General features: G+C 57.5%; 10 protein-coding genes and 1 pseudogene. 3 read left to right on the top strand and 8 right to left on the bottom strand.

Going from position 1 to position 12,373, the window contains the following annotated elements:
- Positions 1 to 2 precede the first annotated feature (2 nt).
- Positions 3 to 1,793 carry an ATP-binding protein gene (locus FHL07_RS09340; protein ID WP_094999668.1) on the top strand — a complete coding sequence of 597 codons (1,791 nt, stop codon included), beginning with the start codon at positions 3 to 5 and terminating at the stop codon, positions 1,791 to 1,793.
- A 4-nt stretch (positions 1,794 to 1,797) separates the two neighbouring features.
- Here FHL07_RS09340 and FHL07_RS09335 read toward each other — a convergent pair whose 3' ends face one another.
- From FHL07_RS09335 to FHL07_RS23835, 7 genes and pseudogenes are all read right to left on the bottom strand, one after another.
- The gene (locus tag FHL07_RS09335) at positions 1,798 to 2,577 is read right to left on the bottom strand and encodes an N-acetylmuramoyl-L-alanine amidase (RefSeq protein ID WP_094999669.1); all 780 of its coding nucleotides are present in this window, start codon (positions 2,575 to 2,577) and stop codon (positions 1,798 to 1,800) included.
- A gap of 132 nt (positions 2,578 to 2,709) precedes the next feature.
- Positions 2,710 to 3,111 (bottom strand): hypothetical protein, encoded by a 402-nt coding sequence (locus tag FHL07_RS09330; RefSeq protein WP_095020621.1) that lies wholly within the window; start codon positions 3,109 to 3,111, stop codon positions 2,710 to 2,712.
- Positions 3,112 to 3,382: 271 nt separating this feature from the next.
- Positions 3,383 to 5,371 (bottom strand): diguanylate cyclase, encoded by a 1,989-nt coding sequence (locus FHL07_RS09325; RefSeq protein ID WP_130872200.1) that lies wholly within the window; start codon positions 5,369 to 5,371, stop codon positions 3,383 to 3,385.
- Positions 5,368 to 6,246 carry an endonuclease/exonuclease/phosphatase family protein gene (locus FHL07_RS09320; protein ID WP_094999672.1) on the bottom strand — a complete coding sequence of 293 codons (879 nt, stop codon included), beginning with the start codon at positions 6,244 to 6,246 and terminating at the stop codon, positions 5,368 to 5,370. Before FHL07_RS09320 ends, FHL07_RS09325 begins: the two co-directional genes overlap by 4 nt.
- A gap of 15 nt (positions 6,247 to 6,261) precedes the next feature.
- Positions 6,262 to 6,900, bottom strand: coding sequence for a thiol:disulfide interchange protein DsbA/DsbL (locus FHL07_RS09315; RefSeq protein WP_016782754.1), 639 nt, complete (start codon positions 6,898 to 6,900; stop codon positions 6,262 to 6,264).
- Between the two features lie 200 nt (positions 6,901 to 7,100).
- Positions 7,101 to 7,721 carry a c-type cytochrome gene (locus FHL07_RS09310; RefSeq protein ID WP_094999673.1) on the bottom strand — a complete coding sequence of 207 codons (621 nt, stop codon included), beginning with the start codon at positions 7,719 to 7,721 and terminating at the stop codon, positions 7,101 to 7,103.
- Positions 7,722 to 7,767: 46 nt separating this feature from the next.
- Positions 7,768 to 8,015, bottom strand: a pseudogene (locus FHL07_RS23835) (c-type cytochrome).
- Between the two features lie 190 nt (positions 8,016 to 8,205).
- Here FHL07_RS23835 and yihA point away from each other — a divergent pair.
- Positions 8,206 to 8,856 (top strand): ribosome biogenesis GTP-binding protein YihA/YsxC, encoded by a 651-nt coding sequence (gene yihA, locus FHL07_RS09300; protein WP_094999674.1) that lies wholly within the window; start codon positions 8,206 to 8,208, stop codon positions 8,854 to 8,856.
- A 331-nt stretch (positions 8,857 to 9,187) separates the two neighbouring features.
- Here yihA and polA read toward each other — a convergent pair whose 3' ends face one another.
- The gene (gene polA / locus FHL07_RS09290) at positions 9,188 to 11,956 is read right to left on the bottom strand and encodes a DNA polymerase I (protein ID WP_094999676.1); all 2,769 of its coding nucleotides are present in this window, start codon (positions 11,954 to 11,956) and stop codon (positions 9,188 to 9,190) included.
- Positions 11,957 to 12,030: 74 nt separating this feature from the next.
- On the opposite strand from polA, the gene FHL07_RS09285 reads away from it, so the two are divergent.
- Entirely contained in the window at positions 12,031 to 12,321 is a 291-nt protein-coding gene (locus tag FHL07_RS09285; RefSeq protein WP_019828138.1) for a DUF2782 domain-containing protein, read from the top strand.
- Positions 12,322 to 12,373 lie beyond the last annotated feature (52 nt).

Raw genomic sequence — 12,373 nt, 5'->3', positions numbered from 1 at the left:
CGATGAAACTTGCGATCAAGCTGCGCACCCGCCTGTTCCTGAGCATTTCCGCGTTAATCACGGTGGCGCTGCTTGGTCTGTTGCTTGGCGTCGTCAGCGTGATGCAAATGGCGAAAACCCAGGAAGCGCTGATTCGTAACAACTTCATTACCCTCGATCTGGGCCTGAAACTGCGTCAGTCGCTGGGCGATCAGTTGGTGATGATGCTGCATAACCAGCCAGATCCCGAAGCGCTGAAGTCATCAGCCCGGGAGTATTTGAAGCTGCTCGACGAGGGCATCGAGCATGAGCGTAAAAACAATCTGCATAGCGGTTTTGCCCAGGCCCGGGAGGATTACAGCAGTTTTTTGCTGGCCTTCAACAAGGCCAGCGACGCGCAACTGAACCTGAGCAATGACAAGGATCTGACCAGCCGCTTCAATCAACTGCGCAACGGTCTGATTACCGAACACCGTCGTGCGCTCGACACCATATATGCCGCCCAGGCCGCAGCCCGGGATCGCGCCTTGGTCGTCGCCGCCTTGCTCGGCCTGGTCGGCATTGCCGTGCTGATCATCGGCTTTATCACTGCCCACGGTATTGCCAGGCGTTTTGGTGCCCCGATCGAGGCACTGGCCAAGGCCGCGGATAACATTGGCAAAGGCAATTTCGAAGTGGTGTTGCCGCTCTCCTCGGCCACAGAGATGAACCTGCTGACGCGGCGCTTTGGGATTATGGCCGAGGCATTGCGCCAGCATCAGGCAACCAACATCGACGAGCTGCTGGCGGGCCAGCAGCGGCTGCAAGCGGTACTCGACAGTATCGATGACGGGTTGTTGATGATCGATCAGCAAGGCCGGCTGGAGCACTTGAACCCCGTCGCACAGCGCCAGCTGGGTTGGGATGAAGGGCGATTGGGGCAGTCGCTGGGTGAGGCCTTGCAACGTCCGGAACTCGACCAGCAACTGCAAACAGTACTGCGCGGAGGCAGTCTTGAGCGCTTGCCGGAAGACTTGAGCGTCGACATTGAAGGCGAAACCCGACTCCTGACCTACAGCTTGACCCCGGTGAGCCAGCCCAAGGGGCCTATCCTCGGCGCCGTCATGGTGCTGCACGACGTCACCGAGCAGCGTGCCTTTGAGCGGGTACGCAGCGAGTTCGTGTTGCGGGCCTCCCATGAGTTGCGCACCCCCGTCACCGGCATGCATATGGCGTTCGGGTTGTTTCTGGAGCGTTCACGCTTTGATCCCCAGTCACGGGAAACCGACCTGCTCAACACCGTCAACGAAGAAATGCAGCGCCTGATGCAGTTGATCAATGACCTGCTGAACTTCTCCCGCTATCAAAACGGCATGCAGAAGCTGACGCTGGCCCCCTGCAGTGTCGAACACATGCTCGAGGACGCCCGTGTCCGTTTCGCCGACCGTGCGCGGGTAAAAAATGTCGAGCTGCTGGTGCAGCTGCAACAACCGCTACCTGAGTTGCGGGCCGATCAGGCCCAGTTGGAGCGGGTGCTGGACAACCTGCTGGACAACGCCTTGCGCCACACCGCCAGTGGCGGGCAGATCTGCCTGCAGGCCAGGCGCCATGGGGAACGGGTGATTATCAGCATCGAAGACAATGGCGAAGGCATTGCCTATAGCCAACAAGGGCGGATTTTTGAGCCCTTTGTGCAAGTGGGGCGCAAAAAGGGTGGCGCCGGCCTTGGGCTGGCACTGTGCAAAGAGATTGTGCAACTGCATGGCGGGCGCATTGGGGTGTATTCGCGTCCAGGGCAAGGCACACAATTTTACATGGCCCTGCCATTGCTCTAGCTCATCAGTGCTTTTGCGTGTTCAGCACTTTCAAAATGGCCGCACTTTCAGCATCCGGAGTGCCATCGTATCGCGAAGGCCTGAAATGCATCTGGAAGGCGGCCAGAACGTGACGAGTGGCGACATCCAGCTCTCCAGTTTGCGGGGTTTCGTAGCCCAGAAGCGCCAGTTGCTGCTGGAACCAGGTGATGCTTGGCAAGTTGCTGGCGTACAGTGCTTGCTCCCGGGCTACGGCCCGGGCGTTTGGCCAGATGCCAAAGCCAGCGTCGGCCAGGCGCTTCCAGGGAAACAGCGGGCCCGGATCCAGCTTGCGCAAGGGCGCGATATCGCTGTGGCCAATGATGTTGCGCGGGTCGATCTGATAGCGGGTTGAAATATCTTTGAGCAGTGCGATAACCGACTGGACCTGACCCTCTGTATAGGGGTACCAGACTCGACCTTCGGGCGTATCGCGAAAACCCTTGTTGACGATTTCAATGCCGATGGAGCTGGAGTTCAGCCAGGTGCGGCCCTTCCATTGGCTTTCACCGGCGTGCCAGGCGCGCTGGTTTTCATCCACCAGTTTGTAAATGGTCGGCGGAGTATCCCCGACCAGGTAATGGCTGCTGACCGGACCGCGGGTTAACAGCTCCAGGGAGCGCTCCAGCGAGGTTGAGGTGTAGTGAAGCACCACAAACTGCACGCGGCTGTCGTGGTTGATCGAAGGATGACTGGTGTCCATGCGCAGACCGTTGCTGCAACCGGCCAGCAGGGCAAGGGACAAGATCAGGGCGGAGAATTTCATGGGCGAGAACAACACGACTGAGCAATTAATAGGCAAGCATACCTTACCGCCCGTGTCGTGCAGCTGTACCGGATGAAGACAAGGGCTGCGACCTTGTAAACACCAACAGGGTCGCAGCCTTCGTAAGGTGATTTATTTGCCGCACACCAGGTAAAAACTCATCGATGAATCCCCGGATGGCCCGTTGGCACCTAGCATCAAGCCTATAACATTCACTTCGGATCGGGTCGGTTTGCTCGACAATTTGGCGATGCCATAAAGGGTATGTTCATAGCTTGAATTGTCGTAAGTCGATGCCACACAAAATTTTGGCTCCTTTTGAAAGGCATCGGGCATCAGATTAACTTTATAACTGGCTGCATAATCGGGTTGGCTGGAGTATTCAATACTTTCAATCCAGTGCGGCGATTGTGCGGCCAGTGTTCCATCCTTGTTAATGGAGGCCGAATAGATCGGGGTTTTAGTGGCTGCACTTACCGAAACAGAGCCCGTGATCAAAAAGAACACAGATAACAAGTAAATCAATATTTTCATACACTACCTTTTACGGCCGTACACCGTACTGGCTTTATACCACCGGGCTAGAGCCTGCAGTGCCCGGCGGCATTGTCGATGGGGGTTTGATAATGAGATGTCCACAGTGCCGTCGTTACTTGTCGGGTAACCAAGCCGGTCTGTTATTTTATATAAGTCGCCCACTCACAACCCGTCAAGAAAGCCGCGAGGAAATCCGTTAATTAATTTTAAATACCGACAGGGACTACTTGCTGTCTAGAAAGTAACTACATAAAGCGACAAATAAATATCAAGTTTCAATAGTCGCTGCTTGAGGCTCCACGCAGTTACGTCCACGCCGTTTGGCCCGATACAGTGCTTCATCAGCCCGTTTAAGCACATGGTCACTGCGATCACCCGGCCTGAACGCGGATACACCGATAGACGTGGTGATGGTCACGGGTTCGCCCTTGAAGTGGAACGGGCAGGCCTGGATTGCTGCCCGCAGCTTCTCGATCAGATGCAAACCTGCGCTCAACGGAGTATCGGGCATCAGTAGCACAAACTCTTCGCCACCAAAGCGGGCAATAAAGTCGATCGGCCGCAGATGCTTGCGCAACTGGGTGGCAATGATCTTGAGCACCTTGTCGCCCGCCAGGTGGCCGTAACCATCATTGATACGCTTGAAATGATCGAGGTCGAGCATGGCAATCAGTAGAGGATTACCGTTTTTTTGCCACTGATCGACTTCATATTGCAGGCGTTCGCCCCATGCCGCCCGGTTAGGCAGATCGGTCAGGGGGTCTATCAGTGCTTTTTGGCGCTGTTCTTCAAGATGCTCGCGATAGCCCTGGGCCTGCTGTTCCATGCTCGCGATACGCTCGGCCAGCCCCTGGAGGTGGGCCGAGACCTCCTGTTCACGGGCGATGCGCTGCTGCTGGTGCTGGTCCATCGTGCCCAGCAGTCCTTCGAGACGATTTTCCAGCAGGTGCTTGAGGCTGTTAAGGTCAACGGCGTCCTGCACGCTGTTTTGCAAACCGTCCACATGTTCGCGCAGCTGGCTGTGCAAGTCGTCGGCGGCGGATCGACCCTCGGCATGACCCTCGCTGGCCGCCTGGAGGTTGTTCTGAAATGACTCCAGGCGTTCATTGAGCTGTTTGAGGTAAGCCTCGAACTCATGCTGGCCGCTGTCAGTGATGGCCAGCATCAAAACAGCAAGATCGTCGAGGATCGGTAGTAATTCGTACCAGTTGAGCCCTTTTTCCAGACGCCGGCACATGGCCTCGGCCTGTGGCCTGTGGTGTTCAGGCAGCGACAGGCCGCTCAACAACCCGAGCAGTGTGGACTCAATGTGCTCGGCCACGCTGCTGTAGGTTGGCTCGGGGGCATCAGGCAAGGCATAGACAGCATCGACTTCGGCCAGCTCAGTCTGTTCGTCGAGCGGCGACTGCTCAACGAAATCCCGGGCTTGATCATTTTCGGCCTCAACCATCGCGACCACTGACTCAAGTGCACCGCTGGATGCATGCTCTTGAGCCTCTAGAGGTACCGAAGGGGGCGGCTCGGCAAGCGCCTGGGCGTCATCGTCAGCCGTAGCAACGGGCGGCAAGGGCTGTGGTTCGGCTTCAACAATTACCGGTTCAGGCTGAGGCGTGGGTACTGCCGGCGGCTCGGCAACATGCGCTGGGACCACGCTGTTCGGCGCAGCCGGTCGCGGCGCCTGAGTCTCAACCGGAATCGGAACCACAGTCGCTTCGCCAAGTGCCTTTTCAGCGTCTTGTGCACCAAATAATCGCTGTAACAAGCCCGGCTTGGGCGGCTGGGCGTCATTGAGTTGCGGCGCCAGTGCCTGCCCTTGCAAGTGACTCAGCTCACCAAGCAGCAGCGGTATTTCTCGGGCGTGCGTCACCCGGTTTTCGAGCTGTTTGGCATAGGCCTTGAGCGGCTTGCTGACCTCACGGGGCAGTGGCAGGGCCTGCAGTTGGGTGACCAGCGTATTGAGCGCTGCGCTGACTTGCTCAACCCGGGTTTCACGTCGCTGCTCGGAGTCGAGCACGGCTTTTTCAAGGCGCGGGAGCAAGGCGGCAAGGGCGGCGTCCATCTCATTGGTGCGCACCGCTTCGCGCATTTCTTTCATGCATTGGTCGACCGTGCGGTCCGTGCCCTCAGCGGCCAGGGTGCTACGCACCAGGCCACGGCGCAGCAAGTCGAGGCGGGCATTCCAGCGGCGCTCAAGCTTGTCTTGCAGCTCCACGCTTTTAAGGTATTTCTCTTTCCAGCGCGCGGCCTCGTCCCTCATGCCTTCGCCCCGTTGTCAGGCGGGCGCAGCGCGATCTGGGAGTCGACGCCGACAGAGCCTGGCAGACGGATATCGACGGCTACCGGCAGATGGTCCGAGATAGGCTGATCCAGTACCTGGACGCGCTCAAGGGTCAGGCTTGGGCTGAGCAAAATATGATCCAGGCAACGTTGCGGGCGCCAACTGGGGAAGGTGGCCTCCATTTGCGGCGCCAGCAGCCCGAGGTCCCGCAGTGGCGAGGTGTGCAGCAGGTCGTTGGCATGGGTGTTCATGTCGCCCATCAACACCTGGTGCTGATAGTCGCCAATCAACTCGCGAATATAGGCCAGCTGCCGGGTACGGGTTTTGGTTCCCAGCGCCAGGTGCATGACCACGACCACCAAAGCGTCGGGGCCTTCACCAAAGCGCACCAGAATCGCACCACGCCCCGCAGGGCCGGGCAAGGGATGATCTTCAATCGCGGCAGGGCGCAACCGGCTGAGCACACCATTACTGTGCTGGGCCAGACGCCCGAGATTGCGATTGAGTTGTTGATACCAGTAGGGAAATTCGCCCTGCTGGGCAAGATACTTGACCTGATTGATGTAGCCAGAACGATGGCTACCACCGTCGGCCTCTTGCAGGGCGACCAGGTCGAAGTCGCCGAGCAGGTCACCAATACGCTCCAGGTTACCGGCCCGCCCCTTATGGGGGAGCACATGCTGCCAACTGCGGGTCAGGTAATGCCGGTAACCCTGGGTGCTGTTACCCACCTGGATATTGAAACTGAGCAGTCGTAAACGTCGATCATCCGGCATCCCGCAGGACGCCAGATGATCTTCGTTGATCTGCGGCTCATGCAGACCAACACTTCGCTCGCCTTTCCAGCGGAGCATGGGCGAGGGCGCCGCTTAGTTTTTTGCGCCCGCTGCGCGCTCTTTGGCGATCAGCTGGTCAGCCACGCTCAAAGCGCCTTCAGGGCCACCGGCAGTGCCCAGGTCGAAGCGGTACTTGCCGTTGACGACCATGGTCGGTACGCCGGAGATTTGATAGGCCTGTGCCTTCTTCTTGGCGTCTTCAACTTTGCCTTTGACGGCGAACGAGTTGTAAGTGCTCAGGAACTTGTCTTTATCGATGCCTTCACCGGCCAGGAAATCAGCCATTTCTTCTGGGGTTGCCAGCTTCTTGCCGTCGTGGATGGCCTGGAACACGGCTTTGTGAACCTTGTTTTCAACGCCCATGGCTTCAAGGGTGATGAACAATTGGCCATGCACATTCCAGATCCCGCCAAACATGGCAGGGATACGCACGAAGCTCACGTCGGCGGGCAGTTTTTCTGCCCAGGGATTGATGGTTGGCTCGAATGCAAAGCAATGCGGGCAGCCATACCAGAACAGCTCGACCACTTCGATCTTGCCAGGCACGGCAACCGGAACGGCGCTGCTCAGCTCTACATATTGTTTGCCCGCTTCAAGCGGCTCGGCAGCTTGAGCGGTCATGCCAAACAGGCTGGCACTGACGAGAGCGGCGCTGAGAATCAGATTACGCATGCTTTACTCCTGGACAGATAAGGTCATATCAACGTGACCTGTATTCAGACAGGTCCATGCTGGCTTGAGTTCGATAGTGTAACTGTAGACGCGATGCAAAAGGGCAGCCGAAGCTGCCCTTTGAGGTTCACATTCAAGGATTAAACGATCGTTAACGTGACCTCTGGTTTCAAGACCTGGCCCCGCCGACCGTACAGACCTTAGTGCAGGCCTTGAATATAGCTGGCCAGCGCCTTGATGTCCTTGTTGCTCATTTTGGCCGCGATGCCGCGCATGATCATCGAGTCACCATCGTTGGTGCGGTCGCCTTCACGGAAGTCTGTCAGCTGTTTCTCGATATAGCTGGCGTGCTGGCCGCCCAGGTGCGGGAAACCGGCAGCGGCAAGGCCCTGGCCGTCTGGGGAGTGGCAGCCGATGCACGCTGGCATGCCTTTCTCAAGGTTGCCACCACGGAACAGGGCTTCACCCTGGGCTACCAGGGCCGGGTCAGCAGCGCCAACCGAACCTTTCTGGCTTGAGTAGTAGGCAGCGATGTCGGCAAGGTCCTGATCGTTCAGGTTCGCCAGCAGGCCGGTCATTTCCAGCACCTGACGCTTGCCGTCCTTGATTTCATGCAACTGCTTGAGCAGGTAGCGATCACCTTGCCCGGCCAGCTTGGGGAAGTTTGGGGCCATGCTATTGCCGTCCGGACCGTGACAAGCGCCACATACAGCGGTTTTTGCCTGACCTGCAGCAGCATCACCTACCACAGCGGTGCTAGCAGCCTGGGCAATACCGCTGACGCCCAAGGTCAACAGCAGACTCACGAGTAATTTGTTCATCAGCTAATCCAACTACGGCTAAGGGTTAAAGAGTTATGGGCCGGGCTCACTCGCTTATCCACTGTAGGACAGTTCGGTAATCCTCGACACTGCAGTCCATGCACAAACCACGCGGCGGCATCGCCTTGAAACCCTGGGTCACATGTCGTACCAGCGCCTACATACCTTGCTCTTACCTTGGCCTATTAGCTGACCAGCATGGCAGACAATACAAACGCGGTTGTACACGGCTTCCGGATCCTGTGTAGCCTGAATGCTGTAACGTGGCATCAAGACACCGGCACCAGCAGTCATAAAACGACCTTTTCAGGGTTGGGAGCCTGCTGCGTTCTAATGCGCAACCTGGGTTTTTTGCTCCCGTGTTCTTCATCCTACGCTGGGACAAAGCGCACACAAAATCTGCGGCATTATATACTGGCGTCACTGAAACGGAAACGACACGCTCGCCGCGTCCATTCCTGACGCCGCTCACATCGGAAATCCCATGCAACTCAAGAACCCCATTCTCGGTCTGTGCCAACAGGCCACCTTCATGCTCAGCGCTGCCAAAGTCGATCAATGCCCCGATGACGAAGGCTACGAAGTCGCGTTTGCCGGGCGCTCCAACGCCGGCAAGTCCAGTGCACTCAACACTTTGACCCACGCCAGCCTGGCGCGCACGTCGAAAACTCCGGGCCGCACTCAGTTGCTGAACTTCTTCCAACTGGACGAAGAACGTCGCCTGGTCGACTTGCCAGGTTACGGTTATGCCAAGGTGCCGATCCCGCTGAAATTGCACTGGCAGCGCCACCTTGAAGCATATTTCGGCAGCCGTGAAAGCCTCAAGGGTGTGATCTTGATGATGGATATCCGTCATCCAATGACCGATTTCGACCTTTTGATGCTGGATTGGACCGTGTCCAGCGGCATGCCTATGCACATTTTGCTGACCAAAGCCGACAAACTGACGTACGGCGCTGCAAAAAATACGCTGCTTAAAATCCAGTCGGACATTCGCAAGCAATGGGGCGATGCCGTCACCATCCAGTTGTTCTCCACGCCAAAGCGCATGGGCCTGGAAGAGGCGTACACCGTGCTGGCACGCTGGATGGAATTGCCGAACAAAGGCGAAGAACTGGTTGAAGCCGACGAGTAACAAATCGCAGGCAAAAAAAACCCCGGACTTCGCATGGGGGGAAGGAGGTCCGGGGTTCAAGTACTGAACCGCTAGGGCGGGGTTCAGGTATCTGCCAACACTTAACACAACATTAGGAGCTTTGAAGGGCTTCACCACCCATTCAATAAATCTGAGTGGTGTTGGCAGATTTAGTTCCGGGAGCTTAAAAACTCTTTGGAATAAGCCCGGTCTCTGCAGCAGCAATAAATTTTTAGTGTGGGAGCGGGCTTGCTCGCGATGGCATCAACGCGGTCATTGCGACAGACCGCGTCGCCTGCATCGCGAGCAAGCCCGCTCCCACATTCCCTCATTAATGCGCTTCATCCCAGTTGTTGCCCACGCCTACTTCAACCACTAGCGGCACATCCAGCTTCGCCGCTTCGCTCATGTGTATCCGCACTTCATCACGCACCTGGTCCACCAGGTCTTCGCGCACTTCTAGCACCAGTTCATCGTGTACCTGCAGGATGACGCGGGCATCGAGGCCTGAGGCGCTGAGCCAGTTATCCACAGACACCATGGCTTTTTTGATGATATCGGCTGCCGTGCCCTGCATCGGTGCGTTGATTGCCGTGCGTTCGGCGCCTTTGCGCAGCGCCGGGTTTTTCGCGTTGATTTCCGGCAGGTACAAGCGACGACCGAAAATGGTCTCGACATAGCCTTGCTCGGCAGCCTGGGTGCGCGTGCGCTCCATGTAGTCCAGCACGCCCGGGTAACGTGCGAAATAACGGTCGATATAGGCTTGCGACTGTTTGCGGTCGACGCCGATCTGTTTGGCCAGGCCAAAGGCGCTCATGCCGTAGATCAGGCCGAAGTTGATGGCCTTGGCACTGCGGCGCTGGTCGGTGGTGACGTCCGCCAGATCAACCCCGAACACCTCGGCAGCGGTGGCGCTGTGCACGTCCAGATTGTTGCGGAAGGCATGCAGCAAACCTTCGTCCTTGGCCAGGTGGGCCATGATCCGCAGCTCGATTTGCGAGTAGTCGGCCGCCAGCAGTTTGTAGCCTTTAGGGGCCACAAAGGCCTGACGGATCCGACGACCTTCGGCGGTACGGATCGGAATGTTCTGCAAGTTTGGATCACTTGAAGACAAACGACCGGTCGCCGTGACGGCCTGGTGGTAGGAGGTGTGGATACGGCCCGTACGCGGGTTGATCTGCTCAGGCAGGCGATCGGTGTAGGTGCTTTTCAGCTTGCTCATGGAGCGGTACTGCATCAGCACCTTGGGCAGCGGGAAGTCCTGCTCGGCCAGTTCCGCCAGCACGGCTTCGGCAGTCGAAGGCTGGCCTTTGGCCGTTTTGCTGATGATTGGCAGACCGAGTTTTTCATACAGGATCACACCCAGTTGCTTGGGTGAGCTCAGGTTGAACTCCTCACCGGCAATGGCAAAAGCCTCACGCTCAAGCGCAACCAGTTTGTCACCCAGCTCAACACTCTGGATACCCAGCAGGTTGGCATCCACCAGCGCGCCCTGACGTTCAATACGCGCCAGTACCGGCACCAGCGGCATCTCGATGTCCGTCAATACGCTGTTGAGGCTAGGGATCGCTGCGAGTTTTTCGTGCAGTACATGGTGCAAACGCAAGGTCACGTCGGCATCTTCGGCCGCATACGGGCCGGCCTGCTCCAGGGAAATCTGGTCGAAGGTCAGTTGCTTGACGCCCTTGCCGGCAATGTCCTGGAAGCTGGTGGTGGTGTGGCCCAGGTACTTGAGGGCCAGGCTGTCCATATCGTGGCGGCTGCCCGTGGAGTCGAGCACATAGGACTCAAGCATGGTGTCGAAGGCAACGCCCTGAACCATGATCCCGCAGGATTGATCGCCACCGATGGCGCAGTTGGCCAGAATATTCATGTCGTACTTGGCGTGTTGTCCGACCTTGGCTTTGCTCGGGTCTTCCAGCAGCGGCTTGAGGGCACGCAATACCGTGTCGCGATCCAGTTGCTCGGGTACGCCCATGTAGGAATGGGTCAATGGAATGTAAGCCGCTTCGCCAGGCTTGACCGCGAACGACAGGCCCACCAGCTGCGCTTGCTGCGCGTCCAGGCCGGTGGTTTCGGTATCAAAGGCAATCAATTTGGCGTCGTTGAGTTTTTTTAGCCATACATCAAAGCGAGCCTGATCGAGGATGGTCTCGTACTGTTGCTCCGCTTCGGCGGGCGCTTCAGGAGCCTCATGCACAATCACCTGCCCGGCACGCTTGGCCTCGCGCTCAACTTCGGCAATCCAGCTTTTGAACTCAAGTTCGGTGTACAGCTCAATCAACTTTTCGCAGTCAGGCGCCTTGAGGTGCAAGTCTTCCAGGCCGATATCCAGCGGCACATCGATCTTGATCGTCGCCAATTGATAGGACAAAAACGCCATTTCGCGATGTTCTTCGAGTTTGGCAGGCAAGTTTTTGGCGCCGCGAATGGGCAGGGTCGGCACGATATCGAGCTTTTCGTACAGATCGACCAAACCACCGCCTACACCCACCAGCAAGCCGGACGCTGTCTTGGGACCAATACCAGGTACGCCTGGAATGTTGTCAGACGAATCGCCCATCAGCGCGAGGTAGTCGATGATCTGCTCGGGCGATACGCCAAATTTCTCTTTAACGCCCTCAATGTCCATCACGCTGCCGGTCATGGTGTTAACCAGCGTGATGTGGCCATCAACCAGCTGGGCCATGTCCTTGTCACCGGTGGAGATGACCACTGGTCGGTCTGCCGCGGCGCTGCTGCGGGCCAGCGTGCCGATGACATCATCGGCCTCCACGCCTTCAACGCACAGCAAGGGAAAACCCAGCGCAATCACACTGGCGTGCAATGGCTCGATTTGCACCCGCATGTCATCGGGCATGCTCGGGCGGTTGGCCTTGTACTCGGCGTACATGTCATCGCGAAATGTCCCGCCCTTGGCATCGAAAACCACCGCGAACGGGCTGTCCGGATACTGCTTGCGCAGGCTTTTGAGCATGTTCAATACGCCCTTCACGGCGCCTGTCGGCAGCCCTTTGGACGTAGTCAGCGGCGGCAGCGCGTGGAAGGCGCGGTACAGATATGAAGAACCGTCCACCAGGACGAGGGGAGCTTGGCTCATGAGCAGGATCAACCTTTTCGGCGAGTCCGGCGCTAGAATGTCCGGACCAATGACGACAAAGGGACAAGGTTATCATGCGCACACTCAATCGCCTGTTGCTGACCGGTTTGTTTGCATTCACTCCGCTGGTAACCTTCGCAGCAGATGAAGCAGTCACCGCCGATCCAGATGTAACCATTCGCACGGAAGGCGATAAAACCATTCAGGAGTACCGTCAAAACGGTTTCCTGTACGCCATCAAGGTCACCCCAAAAGGGGGCAAACCGTACTTCCTGGTACGGGCTGATGGTACTGATGCCAATTACATCCGTTCCGACCAGCCGGATATGCTGATTCCTTCGTGGAAAATCTTCGAATGGAAGTAGCGTCTTAACTTTAATTGGCGCCGCCTTGCGCGGCGCCCGTACTGGCAATTTA

The sequence above is a fragment of the Pseudomonas sp. FSL W7-0098 genome (assembly GCF_005930585.1).
Lineage (GTDB): Bacteria > Pseudomonadota > Gammaproteobacteria > Pseudomonadales > Pseudomonadaceae > Aquipseudomonas > Aquipseudomonas bubulae.
The sequence above is the reverse complement of the archived record's forward strand: the minus strand, read 5'-3'. Positions and strand labels throughout refer to the sequence as shown.

Excerpts from the sequence above, each read along its gene's own strand:
- FHL07_RS09315 (WP_016782754.1), bottom strand. The coding sequence starts at position 6,900 with ATGCGTAATCTGATTCTCAGCGCCGCTCTCGTCAGTGCCAGCCTGTTT.
- FHL07_RS09335 (WP_094999669.1), bottom strand. The coding sequence starts at position 2,577 with ATGAAATTCTCCGCCCTGATCTTGTCCCTTGCCCTGCTGGCCGGTTGC.
- yihA (WP_094999674.1), top strand. The coding sequence starts at position 8,206 with ATGCAACTCAAGAACCCCATTCTCGGTCTGTGCCAACAGGCCACCTTC.
- FHL07_RS09325 (WP_130872200.1), bottom strand. The coding sequence starts at position 5,371 with ATGAGGGACGAGGCCGCGCGCTGGAAAGAGAAATACCTTAAAAGCGTG.
- FHL07_RS09285 (WP_019828138.1), top strand. The coding sequence starts at position 12,031 with ATGCGCACACTCAATCGCCTGTTGCTGACCGGTTTGTTTGCATTCACT.
- FHL07_RS09340 (WP_094999668.1), top strand. The coding sequence starts at position 3 with ATGAAACTTGCGATCAAGCTGCGCACCCGCCTGTTCCTGAGCATTTCC.
- polA (WP_094999676.1), bottom strand. The coding sequence starts at position 11,956 with ATGAGCCAAGCTCCCCTCGTCCTGGTGGACGGTTCTTCATATCTGTAC.
- FHL07_RS09330 (WP_095020621.1), bottom strand. The coding sequence starts at position 3,111 with ATGAAAATATTGATTTACTTGTTATCTGTGTTCTTTTTGATCACGGGC.
- FHL07_RS09320 (WP_094999672.1), bottom strand. The coding sequence starts at position 6,246 with ATGCTCCGCTGGAAAGGCGAGCGAAGTGTTGGTCTGCATGAGCCGCAG.
- FHL07_RS09310 (WP_094999673.1), bottom strand. The coding sequence starts at position 7,721 with ATGAACAAATTACTCGTGAGTCTGCTGTTGACCTTGGGCGTCAGCGGT.